Source organism: Mesorhizobium sp. M7A.F.Ca.US.010.02.1.1, assembly GCF_004023085.1.
GTDB lineage: Bacteria > Pseudomonadota > Alphaproteobacteria > Rhizobiales > Rhizobiaceae > Mesorhizobium.
This window is the reverse complement of the sequence record NZ_RZRV01000034.1, coordinates 34818-60474: the sequence shown is the minus strand read 5'-3', so window position 1 is coordinate 60474 and position 25657 is coordinate 34818. Positions and strand designations below refer to the sequence as shown.

Annotated in this window: 22 protein-coding genes; 9 read left to right on the top strand and 13 right to left on the bottom strand. The window is 63.0% G+C overall.

Annotation, left to right across the window (positions count from 1 at the left end):
* Positions 1 to 111: 111 nt before the first annotated feature.
* The 7 genes from EOA19_RS26340 to EOA19_RS26310 form a co-directional block, all read right to left on the bottom strand.
* On the bottom strand, positions 112 to 1602 hold the full coding sequence (locus EOA19_RS26340; RefSeq protein ID WP_206638125.1) for a hypothetical protein: 1491 nt from the start codon (positions 1600 to 1602) through the stop codon (positions 112 to 114).
* A gap of 33 nt (positions 1603 to 1635) precedes the next feature.
* Complete coding sequence (locus EOA19_RS26335; protein ID WP_128305261.1) at positions 1636 to 2082, bottom strand: GtrA family protein; 447 nt, start codon at positions 2080 to 2082, stop codon at positions 1636 to 1638.
* 41 nt (positions 2083 to 2123) lie between these two features.
* The gene (locus EOA19_RS26330; protein WP_206638127.1) at positions 2124 to 3113 is read right to left on the bottom strand and encodes a glycosyltransferase family 2 protein; all 990 of its coding nucleotides are present in this window, start codon (positions 3111 to 3113) and stop codon (positions 2124 to 2126) included.
* Between the two features lie 80 nt (positions 3114 to 3193).
* Positions 3194 to 4693 (bottom strand): HAMP domain-containing sensor histidine kinase, encoded by a 1500-nt coding sequence (locus EOA19_RS26325; RefSeq protein ID WP_128305259.1) that lies wholly within the window; start codon positions 4691 to 4693, stop codon positions 3194 to 3196.
* Positions 4690 to 5364 (bottom strand): response regulator transcription factor, encoded by a 675-nt coding sequence (locus EOA19_RS26320; RefSeq protein WP_128305258.1) that lies wholly within the window; start codon positions 5362 to 5364, stop codon positions 4690 to 4692. Before EOA19_RS26320 ends, EOA19_RS26325 begins: the two co-directional genes overlap by 4 nt.
* Before the next feature lie 40 nt (positions 5365 to 5404).
* Positions 5405 to 5797, bottom strand: a complete 393-nt coding sequence (locus EOA19_RS26315; RefSeq protein ID WP_128305257.1) for a hypothetical protein — start codon at positions 5795 to 5797, stop codon at positions 5405 to 5407.
* 317 nt (positions 5798 to 6114) lie between these two features.
* Complete coding sequence (locus EOA19_RS26310) at positions 6115 to 6732, bottom strand: outer membrane protein (RefSeq protein WP_128305256.1); 618 nt, start codon at positions 6730 to 6732, stop codon at positions 6115 to 6117.
* A gap of 460 nt (positions 6733 to 7192) precedes the next feature.
* Here EOA19_RS26310 and EOA19_RS26305 point away from each other — a divergent pair, with 460 nt between their 5' ends.
* On the top strand, positions 7193 to 7456 hold the full coding sequence (locus EOA19_RS26305; protein WP_023813886.1) for a DUF6460 domain-containing protein: 264 nt from the start codon (positions 7193 to 7195) through the stop codon (positions 7454 to 7456).
* Positions 7457 to 7515: 59 nt separating this feature from the next.
* Here EOA19_RS26305 and EOA19_RS26300 read toward each other — a convergent pair whose 3' ends face one another.
* Positions 7516 to 8418 carry a histone deacetylase gene (locus EOA19_RS26300; RefSeq protein WP_023813887.1) on the bottom strand — a complete coding sequence of 301 codons (903 nt, stop codon included), beginning with the start codon at positions 8416 to 8418 and terminating at the stop codon, positions 7516 to 7518.
* 171 nt (positions 8419 to 8589) lie between these two features.
* Between EOA19_RS26300 and EOA19_RS26295 the strand changes: the two genes are divergently transcribed.
* Positions 8590 to 9924, top strand: coding sequence for an MATE family efflux transporter (locus EOA19_RS26295; protein WP_164893050.1), 1335 nt, complete (start codon positions 8590 to 8592; stop codon positions 9922 to 9924).
* 478 nt (positions 9925 to 10402) lie between these two features.
* On the opposite strand, the gene EOA19_RS26285 is transcribed toward EOA19_RS26295, so the two are convergent.
* Positions 10403 to 11479: a quinone-dependent dihydroorotate dehydrogenase gene (locus tag EOA19_RS26285; RefSeq protein ID WP_128305254.1), complete on the bottom strand. Its 1077-nt coding sequence runs from the start codon at positions 11477 to 11479 to the stop codon at positions 10403 to 10405.
* Positions 11476 to 11826, bottom strand: coding sequence for a DUF952 domain-containing protein (locus EOA19_RS26280; protein WP_164893049.1), 351 nt, complete (start codon positions 11824 to 11826; stop codon positions 11476 to 11478). The genes EOA19_RS26285 and EOA19_RS26280 overlap by 4 nt, the downstream gene beginning before the upstream one ends.
* Before the next feature lie 187 nt (positions 11827 to 12013).
* On the opposite strand from EOA19_RS26280, the gene EOA19_RS26275 reads away from it, so the two are divergent.
* Both EOA19_RS26275 and EOA19_RS26270 read left to right on the top strand, forming a co-directional pair.
* Positions 12014 to 12442: a hypothetical protein gene (locus tag EOA19_RS26275; RefSeq protein ID WP_128305252.1), complete on the top strand. Its 429-nt coding sequence runs from the start codon at positions 12014 to 12016 to the stop codon at positions 12440 to 12442.
* A 122-nt stretch (positions 12443 to 12564) separates the two neighbouring features.
* The gene (locus tag EOA19_RS26270; protein WP_128305251.1) at positions 12565 to 13224 is read left to right on the top strand and encodes a response regulator transcription factor; all 660 of its coding nucleotides are present in this window, start codon (positions 12565 to 12567) and stop codon (positions 13222 to 13224) included.
* Between the two features lie 32 nt (positions 13225 to 13256).
* Here EOA19_RS26270 and EOA19_RS26265 read toward each other — a convergent pair whose 3' ends face one another.
* The gene (locus EOA19_RS26265) at positions 13257 to 14768 is read right to left on the bottom strand and encodes an MFS transporter (protein ID WP_023813894.1); all 1512 of its coding nucleotides are present in this window, start codon (positions 14766 to 14768) and stop codon (positions 13257 to 13259) included.
* Between the two features lie 146 nt (positions 14769 to 14914).
* Between EOA19_RS26265 and EOA19_RS26260 the strand changes: the two genes are divergently transcribed.
* Positions 14915 to 15823 carry a LysR substrate-binding domain-containing protein gene (locus EOA19_RS26260; RefSeq protein WP_023813895.1) on the top strand — a complete coding sequence of 303 codons (909 nt, stop codon included), beginning with the start codon at positions 14915 to 14917 and terminating at the stop codon, positions 15821 to 15823.
* A gap of 147 nt (positions 15824 to 15970) precedes the next feature.
* Here EOA19_RS26260 and EOA19_RS26255 read toward each other — a convergent pair whose 3' ends face one another.
* Positions 15971 to 19459: a PAS domain-containing hybrid sensor histidine kinase/response regulator gene (locus EOA19_RS26255; protein WP_128305250.1), complete on the bottom strand. Its 3489-nt coding sequence runs from the start codon at positions 19457 to 19459 to the stop codon at positions 15971 to 15973.
* Positions 19460 to 19723: 264 nt separating this feature from the next.
* On the opposite strand from EOA19_RS26255, the gene mscL reads away from it, so the two are divergent.
* Both mscL and EOA19_RS26245 read left to right on the top strand, forming a co-directional pair.
* Positions 19724 to 20146, top strand: a complete 423-nt coding sequence (gene mscL / locus EOA19_RS26250; protein ID WP_027038576.1) for a large conductance mechanosensitive channel protein MscL — start codon at positions 19724 to 19726, stop codon at positions 20144 to 20146.
* Between the two features lie 112 nt (positions 20147 to 20258).
* Positions 20259 to 21422, top strand: coding sequence for a pyridoxal phosphate-dependent aminotransferase (locus tag EOA19_RS26245; RefSeq protein ID WP_128305249.1), 1164 nt, complete (start codon positions 20259 to 20261; stop codon positions 21420 to 21422).
* A gap of 336 nt (positions 21423 to 21758) precedes the next feature.
* Here EOA19_RS26245 and hemA read toward each other — a convergent pair whose 3' ends face one another.
* On the bottom strand, positions 21759 to 23036 hold the full coding sequence (gene hemA / locus EOA19_RS26240) for a 5-aminolevulinate synthase (protein ID WP_127297829.1): 1278 nt from the start codon (positions 23034 to 23036) through the stop codon (positions 21759 to 21761).
* A gap of 268 nt (positions 23037 to 23304) precedes the next feature.
* Between hemA and galE the strand changes: the two genes are divergently transcribed.
* Positions 23305 to 24300 carry a UDP-glucose 4-epimerase GalE gene (gene galE, locus EOA19_RS26235; protein WP_128305248.1) on the top strand — a complete coding sequence of 332 codons (996 nt, stop codon included), beginning with the start codon at positions 23305 to 23307 and terminating at the stop codon, positions 24298 to 24300.
* A gap of 105 nt (positions 24301 to 24405) precedes the next feature.
* Positions 24406 to 25656 (top strand): D-amino acid dehydrogenase, encoded by a 1251-nt coding sequence (locus EOA19_RS26230; protein ID WP_128305247.1) that lies wholly within the window; start codon positions 24406 to 24408, stop codon positions 25654 to 25656.
* Position 25657: the final 1 nt, after the last annotated feature.

The window sequence follows — 25657 nt, the reverse complement described above, 5'->3', positions numbered from 1 at the left end:
CCGGCTCGTCGATCTCACAGGCTTACCCTCAGGCAGTAATTTTGCTGCGCTGCAACATGCGTGTCAAGGCATATATTGGCCGTCGCGAAATTCACTATGAAGGCACCAGGATCAGACGCCGGGCAGATAGATTACCGCGTAGTCGTCCGAATAGGCCCGTTTCCAGCCCAACTGGTCGAAGAAGGGAATGCGGCTGTCGTCGGCCGACAGCAGCGCCCAGCCTATTGCGTATTTCTTCAGGCGGGCTTCGAGGAGCGGCCTACCGCCGCTTTGTCCTGTCTCGTTGTCGTTCTTTGTAAAACCGCCCAGGAACAGTTGGTCCGTCCGTCCGTCGATATAGGTCTTGAACCCGTGGAAAATCAGCGTGCCGCCGAAATTGTAGGAATTCAGCACGTTGCCGGATAGATGATGGCTTTCGGCGAATGCCAGCGCCCCGCTGGCCGACGTCTTCGGGCTTGGCGCGACCTGATAGGCACTGCCGAGCACGGCGACCGCGCCGATCAGCAAGACGGCTGCCGCGCCGCAGATCGCATAGAACCGCCTGGCGAGGAAATTTTCCAGTCCGTCGCGCTTTTCGGCCAGCCATGTGGTGGCCGAAAGCGAGGGATATTGCTGTGCGACCTCGACCGCGATCATCAGGGGAACCAGCAGGAAGAACAGATACATGAAACGCACATGGGCGAGATAGACATGCAAGGTGAAGACGACGAACAACGCCTTGGCCCAGCCAATTCGCAGCCGTGACACCAGAAGCCCGAAAAGCGCCAGCAGAATCGCAGCTTCCTGGACGGGGCCATCCGGCTGACTGAACGGTTTCCATTCCATGATCAGCGGCACGGCCTCATTGCCATAGGCCACGGTCAGGGTCGCCAGTATGGCCTGGACGCCATATGGGTGGATCAGGCTGACCAGCGGGCAAAGCAGCCCGAATGCGATCCATTTCGCCACGAGGGCAGGTTTCGACAGGCCTGTGCGCTCCAGCAGATCGAGACCGGCGAAAGCCGCGATGACGAAGCTCAAGGTGAAGGTGGCGTGCAGGTTCGCCCACAACACAACCAGCACAAGCAGCCACCATGGCGGCGCCCGCTCTTCCCGTGCCGCACGAAAGAGCATCTCCGTCCAGATGACGATGATCGGGAACGTGAAGACATGCGGACGCGAGGTGAAAATCGGATTGATCAGGAACACTGCGGCGAAGGCCAGCGTAATCGCCAGCATCGGCTTCAGCCATGTGCTGAGAAACCACCCCATCAGGAGCACCGTCAGGGAGATCGAGGCGATGATCAGCGTGACCACCCCGTTCCAGCCTCCTGCCCGGTAGCCAAGAGCCAGCAGGACCTGCCCCAGCCATTCCTTGGCAATCCACGGCTGGCCGGCAAAAGTGTAGGAATAAGGGTCGACTGCCGGAAATGTCCGGTTTGCCAGGAAATCCAGCCCGACCTTGACTTGCCACCAGCTGTCGGGATCCTGCAGGGTGGAACCGGCCTGGGCAGCCAGTGCTCCCGCCATCGCCAAGGCCGCAAGCAGGCAGAAGATCAGCCGGATGCGCTGCGAATCCTCGAATGACGGCAAGGCGTGCACAGTCGATTGAATCTCGCTCACATCATGCCCCAAAGCCATTGCATTGCACCTCAATCAAGGAATGTGGTCCATTGACGTCGCCCGAATGGCCGCTGCGCTACCATCCGTATTTCCCACGAACACAAAGCGGGCCGAACCAAAGTAGAAAATGATCGAGTAAAGGCAGTTTCCGGCCAAGTGGACGAATGGGTTTTCGAGGATGCCTGCCGAAACGGCGGCAACCACGATGGCCAGATTGGCGCCATAGGCGACAACAAAAATTATCACATATCGTTGGGCCGTGCCGGGTCGAAAGCCCCCCTCTCTGTTGAAGGTCCATTGGCGATTGAGGAAGAAACCAAGGATGAGGCCGGCAGCATAGCCTGTTGCATTGGAAACGATGTCACCAAGGCCCAGCGCAAGCCCAGCCAGTATTGTTGCATATCCTAGCGCGGTATTGAGCACCCCCACGGCGCCAAACCGCAACATTCTCAATAAATCGGATGGCAGACTTGACAGCATGCTGTTCCTGGTGTGCCAGCGCCTATCGGTAGAACACCGTCTCAAGCACGTGCGGCCTTCTTTGCCATCTCTTGCAGGCGGTGGACGGGCAGCTCCTTGTCCTCGGCTGCCTGGCTGCGCGAAACGATCTCGTTGACGAAATAAAGCGGCCGCCGCTTTGTCTCCATGTACATGCGCCCGAGATACTCGCCGAAGATGCCAAGCACCATGAGCTGGACGCTGCCCAGGATCAGCATGATCGCGGCAAGGCTGGTCCACCCGGGCAACACGTTTCCGACCGACCATTCGAACAGGGTGTAGCCGAGCACGACCAGGCCCAGAAGCCCGAACATCATTCCGAGCAGCGAGGCGAACCGCAAGGGCACGATGGAGAAGCTGGTCATCGCGTCGACCGCCAGAAGAAGCATTTTCTTCAGCGGATAATGGGTGGTGCCGGCAAAGCGGCGGTGCCGCTCATAGAGAAAAGCCACCTGTCTCAGCCCGATCCAGCTCACCATGCCGCGAATGAACCTGTAACGTTCTGGCATCGCGTTCAGATGGTCGAGCGCGCGACGGTTCATCAGCCGGAAATCACCGGTATTCGGGGCTATGTCGACGTCGACCATCCGGCGCAGCAAGCGATAGAACATGGACGCGGAGGCGAGCTTGAACCAGCTTTCGCCATCGCGCGTCAGCCTCTGGCCGTAGACCACATCGAAGCCTTCGTTCATCTTCGTCATCATCGCGCCGAGCAGTTCAGGCGGATCCTGCAAGTCGGCATCGAGAATGAGAATGCGCTGGCCGCGACAGAATTCGAGCCCGGCGCTCAACGCGATCTGGTGGCCGTAATTGCGGGCAAGGTCGATGGCGACGACATGGTCGTCCTTTTCAGCCAGCTGGAGAATGGCCTCGCGCGTACCGTCGGTCGCGCCATCGATGACAAGGACGATCTCGTAGGAAGGGCCTTGTTCAAGGCATGCGGCCGTTACCCGCCGGTGCAGTTCGGCCACGCCATCCAGCTCGTTGTAGCATGGTATGACCACCGACAGCATGACGCCGCGTCGCGCGGTGTTTCTCTCCGTCTCCACCAAAGCCTTGCTCCCGCTATTCGATTGGGAATAGCGGCAATTGGTTAGAAAACAGATAAGCCAATGGGATCGGCCGCAACCGTCGGCCGGCCATCATTTCTGCCGCACGCGGCCACCGACCGAACCGGCAACTCCATGCGGATGCGGGCGCCTTGCCAGGAGCCCGCCAATATCCGGATGGAGCCGTCGTGCAGCAGTGCGATCTGCCGGGCAAGGTTCAATCCCAGACCGGCGCCGCGCGATTGCGGCTGCAGGCGGTAGAAGGGCTCGAAAACATTCTCGTGCTCATCGGCCGGAATGCCTGGGCCTTCGTCGCGGATTTCGACGCCGCCGGTTTCATAGGTCGCTATGGTGATCGTGCCGGAACCGCCGCCATGATCGATGGCATTGCGCACGAGATTTGCCAGCGCCCGCTCGATTTGCGGCACGTTGATCTCGACATGGACCTTGTTGGCTGTCGGCTCGAAGGCAAGATCGTAGCCTGCTTCGATGGCGAGCGGGGCGAAGTCGGCCGCGACCCGGCTGACAAGATCGCAGAGGTCGATGATCTGGCGCTGGTCCGCCGGGCGGTCGAGCAATTGGTGGTCGAGCAGCTGTTGCGCAAGATGCGACAGGCGCTCGATGTCATGCAGCAGGCGCGCGCTTTGCGGTTCCTGCTTCAGCAATTCGGCGCGCGTGCGCAGGATGGCGATCGGCGTGCGCAGTTCGTGCGCGGCGTCGGTGAGGAAGCGATTGTGCCGGTCATAGCCCTGGGCGAGGCGCGCCAGCGTCTGGTTGAAGGCATGCACGAGCGGCGCGATCTCCTGCGGCACATTCTTGACCGGCAGTTGCATCGCACGGGTGCCGATGTCGATGCGCGCGGCCTGCTGGACGGTGTCGACAAGTCCGGCAAACGACCGGCGCACGACGGCTGGCGTCGTCACCAGGGTCGTGGCTCCCATGACGAGGACAATCGGCAACAGCAGGATGACGATGATGGCCACGAGAGCGGGAAGCGCCTTCTCCCAGTTCCTGCTGCCATCCGGGTTCTTGGCGACGTCGATGCTGGCCGAAATGGTGACCTCGAGGCCCTCGGTCTCTTCCCGCGATGACCTTGTCGCGGCGATGATCTGAACCGTGCCGGCCTTGGTCGAAACCCTTTCGAGATAGGCCTCCGGCCTCAAATCATCTTCGGAAAATCCGATGGTGGCGTGATCGGCCTGGCCCAGCAGATCGCCAAAATTCCTGGTGTAGACGTCGGGTATGCTGCCGAAGCGGATGCTCTGGCCGCTGTTGTCGCGAATGATGTACCAGACATTGGGGAAACCCTCACGAAACGAACGCAGCCCGTCGGTCTCATGGACGATCAATTTGCCGTTGCCGTCACGATCGACGGCCTCCTTCAGGGCGGCAACGGCAGCTTCGTTGTCGACAAGAAGCCGCGGATTGGCGATCCATAGCGCGGCCGCGCACAGCACGATGAAGGCAAGGAGTGTCGCCGCCTGCAGCAGGATCATCCGCCGCACCAGCACCCATTGCAGCGATCGCGTGCGCGGCTTCTTCACGAGGCGGCCCGCAAGAGATAACCGAGGTTGCGGATCGCCCTGATCTCGATACCGGCAGCGACGTCGTCAAGCTTGCGACGCAGCCGCGAAATGTGGGCATCCAATGCATTGGAGCCGATCTCGTCGTCGAGAGCATAGACGGCTTCTTCCAGCGTCCCGCGCATAATCGTCCGGCCCGGCCTGCGGATGAGCGTTTCGAGCACCAGCCGTTCGCGCCGCGGCAGCTCCAGCGTCTGGTCCTCGACAAGCGCCTCGCGATGGCGAAAATCATAGGTGAGGCGGCCGACCACCGTCTGGTGGGCGCGCGTGGTGAACGAACGCCGGTGCAAGGCATTGAGCCTGGCAACCAGTTCCACCGTGGCGAACGGCTTGACCATGTAGTCGTCGGCGCCGGCATCGAGCCCCGCCACGCGATCGTCGAGCCCGCTGAGCGCCGTCAACGCGATCACCGGCACGTCCAGATGCAAGGCCCGCAGGCGCGGGATCAGGCTGAGGCCATCGCCGTCCGGTAGCCGGCGGTCCAGCACCACCGCGTCATGGTGGCCGAGCCGCGCCACGGCTTCGGCATCCGCCAGTGTCGCGGCATGGTCGACGATGATGTCCTGGCGCTCGAGTGCGGTCTTCAGCACCGAGGCCATTTCCGGCTCGTCCTCGATCAGCAGGATACGCATGCGCACTCTCCGTCACAGGCAGCCGGCACGCCGTGGCAATTCATTCGCATTCCAGCTTCGGTTGACGAAAATTGGTGATGAACCATCGGCCGCCCGAGGCGCGGGCATAGAACGTATAGAAGCATTCCTGGCGCTCGATATAGCCAGGCGTTTCGGTTTCTTCGTAGACGGTTCCGTGTTTTGTGTGGCGAACCTCGCCGCTGGAGGTCCCGGAAACCGCGTTGGTGGATATTGTCCGCCACTGATAGGCCCGCTCGCCCCGGCCGAGATCAACGACGGCGGTCGGCGGCCCGTAGTCCAGAATGACCGATTCGACCGGTTGCCCGATGTAGTTCTTCATGATGTCGGAGGCGCATCCCGTCAGCACCAGCACGATTGCGACGAAGAACGCCTTGGAGATCCACACCAGATGGTTTGCGCTGCTTTTGGACATATCCGATTCCCGTCATCAAGGTTATCCGCGGCACCGAATGCATGTCGCCCAAAAGTGGCCCCGGTTTTTGGGACAACGACATGCACAAAAACAAAAACCTGAAGCGGGCCGCATGATCCGCTTCGATGCGACGCGCTTTAGGGTGTGAAGATTGCATCGACATTACGCAGGACCTGGCACACAAATGCGGTCTGCCGACACGCGTCGACGCCGGTGCGGATGGAGGCAAAGCAATTGCGCGGCCCCGTTGCATCCGGGCGCCGCGCAAGGTCGTTCGAGCAAAATACAGACGGGTTCAACGGAACCCATGGCCTGCCCTAGAACCGGTAGTTGATGCCGGCCTTCAGTTCATGGCTGCCGATCGTCGCCTTGGATTTGCCCAGGGCGGACGTCGTTTCGACGCCTGGGGTGCGCACATAGTCATATTCGACCTTGGCCGAGAGGCCGCCGGCAAAACCCTGCTCGATGCCGCCGCCGACCAGATAGCCGAGTTTCCATCCGTCGGTGCTGCTTACCTTGTCGCCCTTGTCGAATTTGGTCATGGCGACGCCGCCGGTTCCAAACAGCAGCGTCTGGTCGAAGCTCAAGCCGGCCTTGGCCTTGGCGGCTCCGCGCCACTTTTCCTTGATCTTGCCGCCCCGGACGTCGTGCTCGGCGCCACCAAGATAGGAGCCCTCGATCTCGGCACCGAGAACCGCTGGACCCATCTGCTGGTTGTAGCCGGCCTGAACGCCGCCGCTGAGACCATTCCTGCCGGCAAACGGGTTCGGCATCCCGGTGAACGCCGTGCCGCCATGCACGCCGACATAGGCGCCGCTCCACTGGAACGCGGGGGGATCATTGTAGGTGGGCGAAAGGTCGGCGGCCATCGCCGGCCCTAGGAGGCATACGGCAAGGGCACTTGCCGTCAGGATGATCTTTGCTTGAGAGAACACTGCATTACTCCACACACGCGCGCATCCGGCAATCGATGCGCAGGTTAATTCCCGAAGAACTCGACCGTTGGGGCGGTCGGGCTCCGATTTAGCGTCTTTCAGGGATGGTTGCGCGGTCCTGGGACTGGCTTTCGCCAGCTGTGGTAGGGGGGTCAGAGCGCCCGCGCGGCCAATCACCTGAAAGACGCCGACCGTCTCGCAGGCGAAAATTGCACGCACATTGCGGGAAGTCGAAAAATGAAGATTTTCGCTTTATTTTCAAGATATTAAAGCGGTTCTGTTTACGCAAATTTAACAGTCTGGCGCGGGTTTGGCCAGTTCAGCAGCACAATCTTGCCATGCAATCGCTCGGTGGAGGCCTTTGACATCCCGCAAAACTGCCGGCTTGAAGCGGGCAAGCCAAGTGCGTATGTCTGGGCCGAAGCCCTCGAGTCTGGGTACCTCAATCTGGAGACGGGCCTTGTCCGCATTGACGCGCTTCCTTGGCGACTCGCCGCTCAAGGTGATCCTGAAACTGCTGGTGGTGTCTTTCCTCGTCGGCCTGGTCATGAATGCCTTCGGCTGGTCGCCGATGGATGTGCTCTACGGTATCCGGAAGTTCTTCATGGACCTGTGGAATCTCGGCTTCCACGCCATCGACCGCTTCCTCGGCTATATCTTGCTGGGCGCGGCTATCGTCGTGCCGGCGTTCATCTTGTTGAGGATCGCCAACTACCGGAAGTAGAGCATGATCCCGAAAAGTGGGAACCGGTTTTCCGACAAGACCGTGCTTGAAAAGGACTATCAGGCGTAGCCCGCGGCGACCTCGAACAGGATGGCGTGGCGCGCCGCGAGTGCGGGCACATCCGTTGAATAGCCACCCCCGATGACGCCACACACCGGAACGCCCCGCGTGCGAAAGTGGCTGATGACCATGTCGTCGCGGGCGCGCAGGCCGTCATCCGACAGCGACAGCCTGCCAAGCCGGTCCTCAGCATGGACGTCGACGCCTGCATTGTAGAACACGATGTCCCAATGGGCTTGGGCGGAGAGCTCCGGCAGGATGGCGGCGAGCCTCTTCATGTAAGCGACGTCACCCGTGCCGTCGGGCAGCGCGACATCGAGGTCGGAGGCGATCTTGCGCACGGGATAGTTGCGGTCGCCATGCATGGAAAAGGTGAACACGCGCGGATCATCGGCGAGAATATCCGCCGTGCCGTCGCCCTGGTGCACGTCGAGGTCGACGACCAGGATGTTTTGTGCCGCGGCTTCGGCGAGCAGGACCAATGCGGCGACGGCGACATCGTTGAAGGTGCAGAAGCCCGCGCCCTGCGCGCGCCGCGCATGATGGCTGCCGCCTGCGGTGTTGCAGGCGATACCGTGGCGCAAGGCCAGCCGCGCCGCCAGCACGGTGCCGCCGGTGGCAAGCTGCGCGCGCAGCGAGACGCGGGGTCCGATCGGAAAACCGATCTCGCGCTCGATCTTCTCGGCCACGCAGCAGTTGACGACCTGGTCGACATAGTCCGCCGCATGGGCAAGCTCCAGCCATGACGCTGGTGCCGGTTCGGCGGTGCTGAGCGCGTCGGGGCCGGCGAGGCCGCGCGTACGCAGCGCCTCCATCAGCAACGGATATTTGCTCATCGGAAAGCGATGGTTGACGGCGAAGCCGGCGTCGTAGTCGGGATGATGGACGATCTGCAGAGGCATGAAATCGTATCCGGCTGGCTCACGCCAGACCGGGATTTCGGTTGGCCGTCAAGGGATAGGTGATTGCGCGGTGGCCGGAAAATGGGGCACATCGACGGTTCTATCAAGCCGCAATCAGCAAGGCAGCAATCCTTGGACAAAGGTGCAACACCAGCCGACGCCGGATCCCCTATCCACGCGGGATCCCCGATCCACCCCGGATCATTTGTCGTCACCAACCGCTCCGTGCTCGCCATCGCCGTGCCGATGACGCTTGCCTATCTGACGACGCCGATGCTCGGCCTGGTCGACACGGCTGTCGTCGGCCAGTTCGGCGATGCCGCCCTGCTTGGCGGCCTGGCGGCCGGCGCATTGATCTTCGACGTCGTCTTCACCTCTTTCAATTTCCTGCGCTCGGGCACCACCGGCCTTGTCGCACAGGCGTTTGGGCGTGGCGATGCCCTGGAGGAACAGGCGGTGTTCTGGCGAGCCGTGCTGATCGCGGTTATCGCCGGCATCGTGCTCGCTGCCCTTGCGCCGCTGGTCGCCATCGTCGGGCAAAAGTTCATGGGCGCCGAACCGCGCGTCAGCGAGGCGATGGGCGTCTACATCAGGATCAGGCTGCTCGCGGCGCCGTTCTCGCTGATCAACTACGCCATCCTCGGCTATGTGCTGGGGCGCGGCGAGGGCGGGCTCGGGCTGATGCTGCAATTGGTGCTGAACGGCATCAACATCGCGCTCTGCTTCCTGCTTGGGTTGGAACTTGGCTGGGGTGTCGCCGGCGTTGCCTGGGCGACCGTCACCGGTGAGTTCCTGGCCATGCTGCTCGGCCTGGCGATCGTGATCCGCCGGTTCCGGTCGGCCCCGCCCTTGCCGCGCCACCGCCTGCTCGACATGGCCGCCTTCCTGCGCATGCTGTCGCTCAACCGCGACATCATGATCCGCTCGTTCTCGCTGCTCGCCGCCTTCGCATTGTTCACCCGCCAGGGCGCGCAGTTCGGCACGGTGACGCTGGCCGCCAACGCCGTGCTGATGAACTTCTTCCTCGTCGCCGGCTATTTCCTCGACGGCTTTGCCACCGCCGCCGAACAGCTGGCGGGCCGTGCCGTCGGCGCACGTGCCGCCGCACCGTTCCGCCAGGCCGTGCGGCTGACGCTGTTCTGGGGTTTCGGACTGGCGGGAGCCGCGACGCTGGTAATGCTGTCTGGGGGCGCCAATCTGGTCGCACTCGTGACGACATCGGAGGACGTCCGTTCGGTGGCCGACATCTACCTGCCGTGGGCGGCATTCACGGCGCTGAGCGGTGTGCTGGCGTTCCAGATGGATGGCGTCTTCATCGGCGCGACCTGGTCCCGCGACATGCGCAACATGATGCTTCTGTCGTTCCTGGTTTTCGCGGCCGCGCTGCTGACCCTTGCGCCCGCCTTCGGCAACAATGGACTGTGGGCGGCGCTGCACGTCTTCCTGCTGGTGCGAGGCTTCAGCCTGCTGACGATCCTGCGGCTCAGGGTACGGACGGCGTTTTAGACGATGTCCCCGGAAGGCCCAGCGTCGTCCATGGCACCGAACGGCTTTCCGCGATAGGAATTTTTTCTTGACTGGGTGCTCTCAGCTATGGTACATTTTTGCTCATGGTGCTGATTTGCGCCGGTGACCCGCCGAACAGGCGGGTTTTTCGTTTGATGCTCCGTCAGCCAACGCCCCGGCGAGGCACCGAAGGAACCCGTTAACCCGAGTTCGACGCCCTGCGGTGCGGTCGGATGCACTTGCACTTCCAGTCGATTTCCAACAGACTTGATGCACCAATTGTTCCAGGGCGAGCTTATGCGAAGCTACCTGCCATATGTCTTGGGCGCGGCGCTGGGATTGCTCGCTGCGTTCATTCTCTCCGCGGTTTCTGGCATCGGCGGAACCGCACAGTTGCTTCTCTTCGGAGTGTTGCCTGCCATCGGCGGCACCATCTGCGAGCGGGCCGTCAGTCGCAATCTACGCTCCTGAGAGCGATTCAGAGTTGCCTGGACGCCCACAAGTCGAGGCGGCTGTCGCGCAACTCGCAAATCGACTTCAGCCGTTCTTTTTCGACGAAACGGATCATTCCGGAAAGAATACGGCCTGGCAGTGAAGGCCCGGCATAGATCATGCCGGTGTAGAGCTGCACCAGATCAGCGCCCGCACGGATCTTGTCTAGCGCCGTATCGGCGGAATCGACGCCGCCGACGCCGATGATGGCGCGGTCCGGTCCGAGCAGTTTGCGCATCTTCGCCAGCACGATGGTCGAACGCTCGAACAGCGGCTTGCCGGAGAGTCCCCCGGTCTCGCGCGCGGTGTCGCCGCTACGCAGCGGCGGTCGGGAGATGGTGGTGTTGGAGACGATGACGCCGTCGATGCGCTTCTCGGTGACCTCAGCGGCGATGTCCTCCAGTTCGGCCTCGACCAGATCCGGCGCGATCTTCAGGAACACCGGCGGCTGCGCCGTTCCCGTGGCGCGCGCGGCCATGACCCGCGACAAGAGCTCGCCGAGCTGCTCGCGCGCCTGCATGTTGCGCAGGCCCGGCGTGTTGGGCGAGGAGATGTTGACGGTGAGATAGCTGGCGTACTGCGCAAACCGGGCGACGCCGCGCTCATAATCGCCGATGCGGTCGCTGCCGTCCTTGTTGGCGCCGATGTTGACGCCGACGATGCCGGGGCGCTCCTTGCGCGCGGCAAGGCGCTTTTCGGCCGCTGCATGGCCTTCATTGTTGAAGCCCAATCGGTTGATCACCGCATCATCGGCCGTCAGCCGGAAAATACGCGGCTTCGGGTTACCGGCTTGCGGCAGCGGCGTGATGGTACCGACCTCCGTGAAGCCGAAGCCCAGGCCAATCAGCGCGTCGGGCACCTCGGCATTCTTGTCGTAGCCCGCTGCCATGCCGAGCGGGTTCGGAAACTCGAGGCCGCAGACCGTAATCTTCAGCCTGTCATCGCGGACCGCCGGCGCACCAACCGGAACGCCGCATCGCAGCGCCGCAATCGACATACCATGCGCGGTTTCCGGATCGAAGGCGAACAGCAGCTTCTGGCCGAGCCGGTCGAGCACGCTCATTGCCCCTCCAGTGCCGGGAACTGGTGTACACCATCGGCGCCAAGCGGCAGTGGCCGGACCCACAGCACGGCCTTGAGGTCCAGCGGGCCATAAAGATGCGGAAACAGCGCACCGCCGCGCGAGACCTCATATCTCAGCGCAGCGCCCAGGCCGGCGCCGTCGATGGCGACCAGCAAAAGGTCCGGCTGGCCGGCAAAGTGCTTTGCCGCCGTTTCCCTGACCTGCGCCGCCGTGGAGAAGTGGATGAAGCCGTCTGCGACATCGATCGGCGCGCCGGTGAAGCGGCCATGTGTTTCGGCCTCGCGCCATGGCGCTTGCGGGGTTATCTTGTAGATAATCTGAGACATGGTTGCGCTATAGAGCAGTTCCAGGAAAAGTGTGAAACGGTTTTCCCGGGAAAAGCGCATAGCGCTTTCCCTTGGGAATTGCGTCAAGAAGATTCCGAACCAGCCATTCGGGAAAGGCCACGCCAAGGGTCTTCCCCATTTCCGGCGCAAACATGCGATATTCCAGACCTTGGCCATGGAGGACAACATGCGTCTGCAGCACATCTTGATCCCCGCCGCGCTCGTTTCGCTGGTCGCGGCTTCAGCTTATTCGGAAGAAACCGACCGTTACCGGCTGGAAAAGTCTGACAACGGCTTTGTCCGTATCGACACGCAGACCGGCGCCATGTCGATTTGCGAGGAGCGTTCGGGCCAGCTCGTCTGCAAGATGGCGGCCGACGAACGCGCTGCTTTCCAGGACGAGGTCGACCGCCTGCAAACCTCGATGAAGGCGATGGACGAGCGCGTCACCAAGCTCGAGAATTCGCTCTCCGCCCGCCTCGAATCGAAACTGCCGAGCGAGGAGGATTTCAACAAGACGATGGGCTACATGGAGCGCTTCCTTCGCGGCTTCATGGGCATCGTCAGGGATATGGACAAGGACAACGGCGCCCAGCCCAATTCGCAGAAGACCTGAGCGCTTCAACCAAGGGAAAACGCGGGGCGCTGGCTTTGCCGCTTGAAAACAGCGCGCCGCCCCGCATAATCGCCCACTGATCCCGAAAAAGCTAAACCCATAGGGGATTCGGGGAGGGACATTTGCCGGCAGGCTATTCTTTCGTCATCGCCGACGATCACCCGCTGTTTCGCGGTGCGCTGCGCGAAGCGCTCGCCGGCATCGGCAACGTCGCCGCCATCCACGAAGCCGGCGATTTCGAGAGCGCCAAGGCGCTGGTCGTGGCCAACGAGGACGTCGATCTGGTGCTGCTCGACCTGTCGATGCCGGGCGCCAGCGGGCTCTCCGGCCTGGTCTCGCTGCGCGGCATCTATCCGGCGGTGCCGCTGGTCGTGGTGTCGGCCCACGACGATCCGGCGACCATCAGGCGGGCGCTCGACCTCGGCGCTTCCGGCTTTATCTCCAAATCGGCCAGCATGGAAGAGATCCGCAGCGCCGTGCAATCGGTGCTTGCCGGCGACATCGCAGCACCAGCCGGCGTCGATCTCGGCATCGAGCGCGATCCCGAAATATCGGACCTTATCAAGCGGCTGCAGGCTTTGACGCCGCAGCAGACACGGGTGCTGGGCATGCTGGCCGAGGGCCTGCTCAACAAGCAGATCGCCTATGAACTCGGCGTATCGGAGGCCACCATCAAGGCGCATGTCTCCGCCATCCTGCAGAAGCTCGGCGTCGACAGCCGCACGCAGGCGGTGATCCTTCTGTCCAAGATCGGCAGCGACCCGCTGCAGCCGGCGGGTTGATCGCCAGGGCGCCTGTTCAATCAGAACATTGTTCAATCAGAGCACTGAACCTCCGTCCGCCGCATCGGCCGGGCGTTGAAGCTTGCGAAACTGATGGCGGCCATGATCCAGACGCCGATCCCGCCATAGAGCATGACCCAGCCAAAGCCGTTGCGCAGCGCATCCTGGGCGACGGTCCCGGCGAGCCCGGAGATGGGATTTCCAGCAGCGATAGCTTCGGCGAGAAGACGCAATTGGGCAGCGTCGAGGTCGGGCAGCGCATGCCTCAGATGCGCCAGCACACCGCTGGCCAGGATGAAGCCCATCACCGCGATGTTTACCGCCAGCGAAACCATGCGGGCGCTCATGTCGATGCCGGAGGCCATGCCGGCGCGGTCGCTCGAAACGGAACCCGTCGTCGTGTTGGTGACAGGTGTGTTGGTTATTCCCAGACCCATCCCCGCGATCAGGCAGCCGGGCAGCATCGTCAGCCAATCCGGCTGCGCGGCGGCGCTGCCGAACTTCATCAGGATGAACCCGACGCCGATGATGACGAGGCCCGCCGGAATGATGATGCCGGGCCGATAACGCAGCGAAAAGCGCTCTGCCAAGGGCGGCAGCACAAGCGTCGGCAGCGTGTAGGCAAGCAGGGCAAGGCCGGTGGAGACGGTGTCATAGCCGAGCCCGGCGTGGAACCAGATCGGCAGGTAGATCATGAAAGGCCAATAGCTGAGGTTCATCGCCGCCGAGCCGACGATGGCGCCGGAAAAGGGTCGGATCCGGAAGACCGAGAAGTCGAACATCGGCCGCTGGCTGACCTTCTCGGCAATGAGGAAGGCGATGAAGCTCACTATCGAGATGCCGAGGATCGCCAGCGCGGTTGGGCTGGAGAAACCCAGATCCGGCCCCTGGATGATGTAGAAGACGAGACAGAAGACCGACGGTGACAGCGTCAGGATGCCCGCTATGTCGAGCTTGCCCGCCTGCGGGTCCTTCGATTCGTGGACGCCCATCAGAGCGAGGGCGAATGCCAGCGCAGCAACCGGCACGTGGACAAGAAATACCCATTGCCAGCTCGAGACCGCGACGATGCCGCCGCCGATGATGGGGCCGAAGCCGAGGCCGATGCCGAAGATGACGCCCCACCAGCCCCATGCGACGGCGCGTTCGCGCCCTTCCCGGAATTCATGAGACAGCACGGCAAGCTGGCAGATCAGCATCGCACCGCCGCTCAGGCCCTGCAGAAACCGGGCGACGATGAGCGTGGAGACGCTTTCGGCGACGCCGCAAATCAGTGATGTCAGGCCGAAGGCGGCGATGGCGACCAGAAAGACACGCTTGCGCCCGTAACGATCGGCGATCGTGCCGACCGCCATCAGCACCGTCGTGACCGCGATCGTATAGGCGTTCATCACCCATTGCAGTTGCTTGAAGTCGGCATGCAGCACCTGCTCCAGTGTCGGCAGGATCGTGGGAACGCTTGAAATCTCCAGACCGAACATCAGGCACGCCAGGCAGGCGGCAAACAGAACGATGATGCCGCGGCGGGTCAGGGCAGTGGGCATGGTTCAACCTTTCGAACGTATTTGTCGGCAATCGGCGAATCCATTGCAGCTCGCCCGGCGCGCGTATGGCCCAGGGTAGGCGAGGCTTGATCATTTTAGAATTGCATGGTTGGCTATTTCAGAGACAACAAGTGCGGATAGCTGACATGACGCTGGACGTAGACGCTGTGAAAACATTCGTCGCCATCGCCGATCTTCAGAGCTTTACGCGGGCGGCCGAGGCTCTTGGCAGCACGCAAGGAGCAATCAGCGTGAAGCTGAAGCGGCTGGAAGAGCGCGTCGGCCAGAAATTGATCGAGCGCACGCCTCGGCTGGTGCGCTTGTCGGCGCAGGGCGCGGTGTTTCTCCAGCCCGCACGCGACTTCCTCGCGGCACACGATCGCGCCATTGCCAGCCTGTCTTCGGTGCGCCGCCGCTTCACACTGGGCATCGCCACCCATGTCGGAGGCGCGGAAGTCCCGACATTGCTGGCGCGGCTCAACGCGCATGACCCGGCGCTCACCATCGAAGTGCGGCTCGATGATTCACACGACCTGCTGGACGCTTTCGATCGCGGTGAGATCGACGCGGCGATCATCCGCCGGGAGGACGACCGGCGCGATGGTGAAGTGCTGGCGCCCGAACATTTCGGCTGGTACGCCGCGCCCGACTTCATCCACCGGGCCGACGAGCCGCTGCGCCTGGCGGCATCCTCGCCATCCTGCGGTATCCGCAACATCACGACCCGCGCGCTCGACGCTGTCGGAATACCGTGGACGGAGGTGTTCCTCGGCTGCGGCTCCTTCGCCGTCGCGGAGGCCGTCTCGGCCGGCCTCGCAGCCTCGGTATTTTCCTGCCGGCTTGCCCCATCCGGCACCATCGAGGTCAGCCGGAAATTCGGGCTTCCGGCGCTGCCGCCTTCCGAGATCGTGCTGCTTTCGACGCTGACGGACGCCAAGTCCCGCGAGGCGCTGAGGACGCTTGCAATGGCCTTTCGCGAGCATCGTCCGCCTGTGGCGGGCAATGCCGGACGGCCCCGGTTCCGCAGTTCCCAGATGGTCGACGGCCTGGCCTAGAGCAATTCTAGGAAAAGTGTGAAGCGGTTTTCCGTCTAGAATTGCGTTAAAACAAAGAGTTAGAGCAGAACGCCGTTTCCGTGAAACGGTGAAATGCTCTAGGACGCCACCCTCGGACACCAGGGCTGAGACCGGGCGCCTTTGATGCTATTCGGCCGCCGGTGCCAGCGGCCTGACCCTGGCCATCATCGAGCGCAGTACCGCTGGTTTGAGCGGTTTGTTGATCACCGCAATCTCGAGCCCGCCGGCGGCCGTGCGCACCTCGTTGGAGCGGTCGGCTGTGACCAGCACGGCCGGCAGGTTGTCGCCATGGATCGCGCGCAGCCTGACGACGAGTTCGAGACCGGTTTCGCCGTCGAGATGGTAGTCGGCAAGAACGATGTCCGGGCGGTGTATCTTCGCGGTCTCCAGATCCTTTGAACCGGCCACGGTGTCGACGTTGCAACCCCATCCTTCGAGCAGGAGCCGCATGCCTTCGAGGATGCGGGCGTCGTTGTCGATGCACAGCACGTGCAGCCCGGCCAGCGAAGCCGTCGCGCGGGCAGGAGCCCTGGTTTCGATCTCGCGCCGCGGCTCCTGCACGGCCGCCACGGGCAGGATGACGGAGAAGCGCGTGCCCTTGCCAGGGGTGGAAAAGATCCGGATCTCCAGGCGCAGCACCCGGGCGATGCGGTCGACGATGGAGAGGCCGAGACCGAGGCCTTCGGCCTCGCGCGCGCCCTCGTCGAGCCGGGTGAATTCGCGAAAGACGGTGTTCAGCTTGTCGCCGGCGATGCCGATGCCGGTGTCGATCACTTGGATCTCGGCCAGTTCGCCGCGCCGCCTGACGCCAACCAGCACGCGGCCGTGGCGCGTGTATTTGATGGCGTTGGAAACGAGGTTCTGGATCAGGCGGCGCAGCAGATTGCGGTCCGTCGTCACTGTCAGCGATGACGGCATGATGGTCAGCGCGAGCTTCTTTTCGGCGGCGAGCGGCCGGAAGTCGTTGCCGATCTGGCGCAGCAATCCGTCGAGGTTGAAGGCGGTATCGTCCGGCTTCATTGCGCCGGCATCGAGGCGGGAGATGTCGAGCACGGCGCCGAGAATCGTCTCGACCGATTCCAGCGAGGATTCGATGTTGACGGCCGCCTTGCCGGCAGGCCCCTTGCCGGCCTTCTCGATCAGCGAGGAGCAATAGAGCCGGGCGGCGTTCAGCGGCTGCAGGATGTCGTGGCCGGCGGCGGCGAGGAAGCGCGTCTTGCCGAGATTGGCCTCCTCGGCCAGCATCTGCGCCTGCGCCAGCTCCTCATTGACCCGGGTCAGTTCGATGGTGCGGGTCTTGACGCGCTGTTCCAGCGATTCATTGGCACGCTTCAGCGCCAGATCCTGTTCCACGCGCCCGGAAATGTCGGCATAGGTGGCGACGATGCCGCCGTCCGGCATCGGGTTGGAGCGCAGTTCCAGGATGCGGCCCGAGGTTTTCAGCTCCATCTGCCATGGGCTGACGAAACTGGTCAGCCGGTTGAGCATGGCCACACGCTGATCGGCGGGGATGTCGCCGCGTTCGGCGAGATGGCGCAGGATGCGGTCGAGCGAGACGCCGACCTGGCCCATCTCGTCGGGCAGGTCGAACAGCGCCCGGTATTGGCGGTTCCAGCAGATCAGGCGGAAATCGCGATCGAAGACGGTGATGCCCTGTTCCATTTGGTCGAGCGCGATCTGCAACAGGTCGCGGTTGTGCTGCAGCGCCTCGGTGGCGTCGTCGAGCAAGCGGAAGGCATCCCTGGATTCGCGGTTGTGGCGCCGAAACAGCAGCGACAGGATCAGCCGCGCCGAGGAGGAACCGACGGCGCTGGCCAGCAATTGCTCGGAGAAGCGGATGACGTCCATGCTCGCCTGCTCGTTGCCGTGCAGCGAGGCTCCGTTGGTCTTTTCGAACGACTGGAAAGAGCGCTCGGTGCGCTCGACGCCGAGATAGCGCCCGATCGTGTCCTTCAGGTCGTTGACGGTGATGGCGGTGCGGAAGCGGCGCAGGCTTGGCATCGGGCCGGCATCGCGCGGCACGAAGATCGACGCCTGGATGCGTTCCAGCGGCACCGATGCGCGCGACAGCGAGCCGAGCACGAAGAACACCGCGTTGAGCGACAGGCTCCACAGCACGCCGTGGTTCAGCGGTTCGGCGACGGTGCCGAACAATGCCTGCGGCCGCAGCGCCTCGAAGCCGAACAGCCCGTGCACGATGATGCCGGTATCAGGGGCGGCAAGCGATGGAAACAGCAGCGTGTAGCCCCAGACGAGGATGCCGGCGACCATGCCAAGTGCCGCACCCCGGCCATTGGCGCCGCGCCAGATCAGCCCGCCGATCAGCGCCGGCGCGAACTGGGCGATGGCCGCGAACGACATCAGGCCGATCGACGACAGCCGCGCGCTGTCGGTGCTCTCGCGATAATAGAGGAAGGCGATGAACAAGAGGATGAAGATCGCCCCGCGCCGCACATTGAGGATGAGCGTCGACCAGTCCTCGGTCTCGGAGGTCGAGGTCTTGAGCAGGCGGCGCACGAACAATGGAATGACGAGGTCGTTGGAGATCATGATCGACAGCGCCACGCTTTCGACGATCACCATCGCCGTCGCCGCCGACAGGCCGCCGATGAAAGCCGCCATCGCCAGCACATCATGACCGCTGAACAGGGGCAGCGACAGCACGTAGAGATCGCTGCTGGTCCCGGTGCCGACCAGCGAAAGGCCGGCGAAGGCGATCGGCAGTACGAACAGGTTGATCGCCACGAGGTAGAGCGGAAACACCCATGTCGCGGTGCGCAGTTCGGCCTCGCCGCGGTTCTCGACGATGGTGACGTAGAACTGCCGCGGCAGCATGATGATGGCAAAACCGCTGAGGCACGTCAGCACCAGCCAGGTGGCGAGCGAGGTGTTGTAGCTCATCGCCTGTCGGACCTGCGCGTTCTCAGCGAGCTTGTCGAACATGTCGCCCGGGCCGCCGAAGATCAGGAAGGTGACCATCAGGCCGATCGCCAGGAAGGCGGCGAGCTTGACCACGGTTTCGACCGCCACCGCCAGCACCAGCCCATCCTGGTGTTCGGTGGCGTCGGCGTGACGGGTTCCAAACAGCACCGCGAACAGCGCCAGGAGCATGGCGACGACCAGAGAGATGTCGCTGACGAAGGGATCGAACGAAGGCGGCGATCCCGTATAGTGCTCGACCATCAGGCTGACCGAACCGGAGATCGCCTTCAACTGCAGTGCGATATAGGGCACCGCGCCGATGGTGGCGATCAGCGTGGCGATCGCCGCGACGGTGAAACTCTTGCCGTAGCGCGCGCCGAGGAAATCCGCGATCGAGGTGATCTTCTCGGTCTTGGCCAGCCGCACGATGCGGTTGAGCAGCGGGAAGCCGAACACGAAGACGAGCACCGGGCCCGTATAGATGCCGAGGAATTCGAGGCCGCGTTCGGAAGAAAGACCGACCGAGCCGAAGAAAGTCCAGGACGTACAGTAGATCGCGAGGCTAAGCGCGTAGATGAAAGGCCGCCCCCGGCTCGGCTCGGAGATGGCCGAGCGGCGGTCGCCGATGCTGGCGATGGCAAACAGCAGCGTCACATAGACGATCGCGATGATGACGATGAACAAGCCCTGCACGCTTGGACTTTCCTCCTCTGCCGTCTTTCTATCCGGCTTGCCCGGACGCAATCACAGCTTGGCGTCCGAGTCCATTGCGGCTTTGGAAGCATGATCGCGACCGCGATATTCAGACAGTACAAGCAAGGTGCCGTCAGGTAAGAAGAAAGCGGTTGTTTTCTCCCTTTTATCGATGTTGCAACCGGAGGTTTTTGTTATGTTGCCTCAGGTCGATGCCGCAAGGACGGAAACGGCAGCTTGGCCAGTCACGACAAGGAGGGTCGAATGCTGAAAGAATTCCAGGAATTCATTTCCAAGGGCAATGTGATGGACCTTGCGGTCGGCGTCATCATCGGCGCGGCCTTCGGCAAGATCGTCGATTCCCTTGTCAACGACATCATCATGCCGATCGTCGGTGCGATTTTCGGCGGATTGGACTTCAACAACTATTTCTTCGGATTGTCCTCAGCCGTCAACGCGACCTCGCTGGCCGATGCCAAGAAGCAGGGCGCGGTCTTTGCCTATGGCAGCTTCATCACCGTGGCGCTGAACTTCCTCATTCTCGCGTTCATCATCTTCCTGATGGTCAAGGCGGTGAACAACATGCGCAAGCGGCTTGAGCGCGAGAAACCCGCTGCACCGGCCGCTCCGCCGCCCGCCGACGTCGCGCTGCTCACTGAAATTCGCGATCTGCTCGCCAGGCGCTGACCACGGGCAGCATTTGCTGGACCAAAACCCCGGTCGTTCGCGGCCGGGGTTTTCTGTTTTCGCATCTGGTAAGGACCGCTGACGAAAACCGCAGACCAAAACGGACCCGCCAATGACCCTGATCGACAGCTTGCGCCCTGAGGCCCGTGCGGCACCCGAAAGCGGCATTGTCGCCGTCGTCAATTACGGCCGCCTGCGCGAAGGCATGATTCCGCTCTGGGCCGGCGAGGGCGACCTGCCGACGCCGGCCTTCATCACTGATGCCGCGTCGAAGGCGCTGGCCGGCGGCGAGACATTCTACACCTGGCAAAGGGGCATCCCCGATCTCAGGCAGGCGCTCTCCCGCTACTATGCCAGGCATTTCAGCAAGACCTTCCCGGAGGAAGAATTCATCGTCACCGGCTCCGGCATGCATGCCATCCAGCTGGCGCTCGACGCGCTCGCCGGCGCGGGCGACGAGGTGGTTTATCTGTCGCCGGCCTGGCCGAATTTCGATGCCGCAGCAGCGATAGCGGGAGCCATTCCAGTCGCGGTCACGCTCGATTCCGGCAATGGCTGGTCCTGCGACGTCGAGAAGATCGCGGCTTCGATCACGCCGCGCACAAAGGCGCTGTTCATCAACACGCCGTCGAATCCGACCGGCTGGACCGCCGATCATGAGACCTTGCAGGCCATCCTCGATCTGGCGCGCGCGAAAAACCTCTGGATCATCGCCGACGAGATCTATTCGCTTTTCCACTATGGCCACGGCCGCGCGCCGTCCTTCCTCGACATCGCGTCGGCGGAAGACCGCATCCTGTACGTCAATTCCTTCTCCAAGAACTGGGCGATGACCGGCTGGCGCGTCGGCTGGATCAAGACGCATCCCAGCTTGCAGCAGGTGTTCGAGAACCTGATCCAGTATTCGAACTCCGGCGTCGCCCAGTTCATGCAGCGCGGCGCGGCCGCCGCCCTTGACGGGGGCGATGCCTTCGTTGCCGAACAGGTGGAGCGGGCGCGCAAGGCGCGTGACCTTGTCTGCGGCATCCTCGGTGCCACGGATCGTGCTCGGTTCACCGTGCCGCAGGGCGCGTTCTATCTGTTTTTCACTGTCGACGGCATCACCGATTCACGCACCGCTGCCTTCGACATTGTCGACAAGGCCAATGTCGGCCTGGCGCCAGGCACCGCTTTCGGCCCCGGCGGCGAGGCGTTTTTGCGGTTGTGTTTCCACCGCCGCCTCGACCAGATCGAGGAAGCGGCGCACCGGCTGGCAAATTGGATGAAGGCTATTTGAGGATTGGGCTGGACAGGAAAGCCGCGCGTTTGAAGATTCTGGACCGCCTCACTCTTCGGCCGCAGTAACGGCATGGATCCTAGGGTCTGCGCCGCGTCGCTTCGCTCCTTACTCCGCCCTAGGATGACGAAGAGAAAGATGCCTCGGCCAACCTCGAAGGTCGGCCATTGCTACGATGCCAAACTCCATCTCTGTGACTAGCCAGAAGCCCCCACGCTTCGTCATCCTAGGGCGTAGCAGTCGCGAAGCGACGCCGCGGAGACCCTAGGATCCATGCCGTGACGTCGGAGCGTCGCGGCGTTGGAAGCAATCGACAGGCGCAACCAGCAACGGGCTTCAGCCGCCCGACTTGGGCACCAGCAGGGGAATGATGCGGTCGCTCTTGGCCACCGAAGGCCGCCCGGCTGAACCATAGGGAATGCCGAGCGCATCCCAGGTCTCGACCAGCGCATCCTGCAATTCGGCGATCAGCGCATCGGAATGGAACGGCGTCGGCGTGATGCGCAGCCGCTCGGTGCCGCGCGGCACGGTCGGGTAGTTGATCGGCTGGATGTAGATGCCGTGCACGCCGAGCAGGCGGTCGCTGGCCATCTTGCAGGCCTCGGGATCGCCGACCAGCAGCGGCACGATGTGGGTCGGCGAGTCCATCACCGGCAGGCCGGCGGCCGACAGGATCTGCTTGGTTCGGCTCGCCTGCTGCTGCTGGGCGTCGCGCTCGGCCTGCGAGCGCTTGAGATGGCGGATCGACGCGGTCGCGGCAGCCGCGATCGCCGGCGGCAGTGCCGTGGTGAAGATGAAGCCTGGCGCATAGGAACGCACAGCGTCGATCACGGCGCTGGTGCCGGTGATGTAGCCGCCCAGCGTGCCGAATGCCTTGGCCAGCGTGCCTTCGATGATGTCGATGCGGTCGGCCAGGCCTTCGCGCTCGGTGATGCCGCCGCCGCGCGGCCCGTACATGCCGACGGCATGGACCTCGTCGATATAGGTCATGGCGTTGTAGCGCTCGGCGAGCTCGACGATCTCTCTGATTGGCGCGATGTCGCCATCCATCGAATAGACGCTTTCGAAGACGATGAGCTTGGCGCGTTCGCGCCCCGCCGCCTGCAAAAGGCTTTCCAGATGCGCCACATCGTTGTGGCGGAAGATCTTCTTCTCGGCGCCGGAACGCCGCACGCCTTCGATCATCGATGCGTGGTTCAATTCGTCCGAGATGATCAGGCAGTTGGGCAAAAGCTTCGCGATGGTCGAGATCGAGGCTTCGTTGGAGACGAAACCGGAGGTGAAGACCAGTGCCGCTTCCTTGTCGTGCAGATCGGCAAGCTCCACCTCGAGCTCGACCAGCGGGTTCGAGGTGCCGGAAATGTTGCGGGTGCCGCCGGCGCCCGAACCCATCTTGCCTGCCGTGTTCTGGAAAGCGGCGATGACGTCGGGATGCTGGCCCATGCCGAGATAGTCGTTGGAGCACCAGACGGTGATTTCCTCGGCGCGGCCATTGGAACGCCAGATGGCGCGCGGGAACTTGCCCGCGATGCGCTCCAGGTCGGCGAAAACGCGGTAGCGACGCTCGGCATGGAGCTGGTCGATCGCTTCCTCGAAGAACCGCTGATAGTTCATGTCGACTTCCCAATTTTTGCGCGGGATCATAATCATTGGCCTGTTGGTCGTCCACCTGGCCTTTTTGGTCAAAATGCCACGCCCCGGACCTGTTCCTAACGACCACGGATCGTGGCCTATTCCCTTGATGTGGATCAACTTTGTTTCAGGACAATGCCACTGGCCGGCGAGGCCGGTTACCACGGGTTCCAATGGTCATGCGGCGGGCTTTCCAGTAGAGCGGGGGTTGAGACAGTTTCCGATAAATCTTGGATAAGCGAGGACGCGGATGACGGTTTTGGTTACAGGCGGCGCCGGTTACATCGGCAGCCATATGGTCTGGGAGCTGCTGGATGCCGGCGAAAGCGTGGTCGTTCTCGACCGTCTTTCCACCGGTTTCGAATGGGCGGTGGCGCCCGAGGCGAAGCTGGTCGTCGGCGATGTCGCCGACCGGGAATTGGTCGGCTCGGTCATCAGGGAGAACAAGGTCGACGCGATCATTCATTTCGCCGGCTCGATCGTGGTTCCGGAATCGGTTGCCGACCCGCTCAGCTACTATGAGAACAACACCTCGAAGACGCGCACGCTGATCGAAACCGCGGTGCGCGAAGGCGTGCCCAATTTCATCTTTTCATCGACCGCCGCCGTCTATGGCGGAGCCGGACTGGAGCCGGTGCGCGAGGATGCCCGCCTGTCGCCGGAATCGCCCTATGGCCTGTCCAAGCTGATGAGTGAGTGGATGCTGCGCGACGCGTCGATCGCGCATGGCCTGCGCTATACCGCGCTGCGCTACTTCAACGTCGCCGGCGCCGACCCGAAGGGCCGCACCGGCCAGTCGACGCCGGGCGCCACCCATCTGATCAAGGTTGCCTGCGAGACGGCACTCGGCAAGCGGCCGTTCATGCAGGTGTTCGGCACCGATTATCCGACGCCGGACGGCACCTGCATGCGCGACTACATCCATGTCAGCGACCTGGCGGCGGCGCATCGCCTGGCCTTGCAGCGGCTGCGTGCCGGGGGCACCAGCCTCGTCGCCAATTGCGGCTACAGCCATGGCTATTCGGTGCTCGAGGTCATCGACAGCGTGCGCCGCGCCTTTGGTCATGATTTCGAGGTGAAGATGGGCGACCGTCGCCCTGGCGATGCCGCGGCGGTGGTTGCCAATTCGGATCTCGCCCGCGCCGAGCTCGGCTGGACCCCGCAACGCGACAATCTCGACCAGATCGTCGCCGACGCGCTCGCCTGGGAGCGCATCCTGACCGGCAAGAACTCCGCGCGCGGCTGAACCGGGTTCTCCCAAGGGCTCGCAAGGCGGGCAGCGAAGCGCTATTGAAGGCATTCGCGGCAAGGCGCGGAGGCGCCGCGCCGCGAGGAGCTCTTGGGGGATGGCATGAAAATAACGGTGCTCGGGGCCGGTGTCGTCGGTACGGCGGCCGCCTATTATCTGGCCAGCGACGGCCATGAGGTGACAGTGATCGAGCGCCATCCGGCGGCGGCACAAGGCACCAGCCAGTCCAATGCCGGCCTGGTGTCACCGGGTGACGCCACCGCCTGGGCCTCGCCGGCGGCTTTGAAGACCTTCCTGCGCGGGCTCTACAACCATGATCTCGGCATCAAGGTCAGGCTGCGCCTCGATCCCTATTTCCTCGCCTGGAGCCTGCGTTTCCTGCGCCAGTGCACGGTGGCGCGCCTGCGCGCCAACACCGACATCAAGCTCAGGCTCGCGCTCTATTCGCGCGACTGCATCAATGCGCTTTCGGAAGCCACCGGCATCCACTACGACGAGCGCAAGAAGGGCATTCTCTATTTCTTCCGCTCGCAAAAGAGCCTCGACACCGGTACCGACAATTACCGTTATCTTGCCAAGCACGGTCTGCCGATCGAAATCGTCGGCCGCGACCGGCTGGTCGAGCTGGAACCAGGCCTTGCCGGCGTCAAGGACAAGATTGCCGGTGGCGTCTATTCGCCAACCGACCAGACCGGAGATTCCAAGCAGTTTGTCGACAGGCTGGCCGCCTATGCTGCCGAGAAGCTCGGCGTCAAATTCCTGTTCGCAACGACAGTCGAAGGCCTCGACATCGAGGGCGATCATGTGCGCGCGGTGATGACGTCGGCCGGCCCGGTCGCTGGCGATGCCGTGGTCATCTCGATGGGACCGGAGAGCGGCCTGCTCGGGCGCCGCTACGGCATCGACCTGCCTGTCTATCCGGTAAAAGGCTATACCGCGACGATTCCCTTGGAGGACGAAAGCAAGGGACCGACCATGGGCGGCGCCGACGAGGACCGGCTGATCGGCTATTCCAGGCTGGGCAGCCGCTTGCGGATGTCCTCGACGGCTGAATTCACCGGCTTCGATCGAACTTTCAAGCCCGCCGATTTCAAGACGATCATCAGCACCGGCAAGGATCTTTTCCCGGGTGCCTTCGACGAGAAGAAGGCTGTGTTCTGGGCGGGCCTGCGGCCGATGATGCCCAACTCGGTGCCGGTCATCGGCCAGGCGCGCTACAAGAACCTCTATCTCGACACCGGCCACGGCCATGTCGGCTGGACCATGGCCTGCGGCTCCGGCAAATTCCTTGCCGACCTCGTTGCCGGCCGCAAGCCGGAGATCGACCCGCAGGGGCTGGTTTACGGAGGCTAGA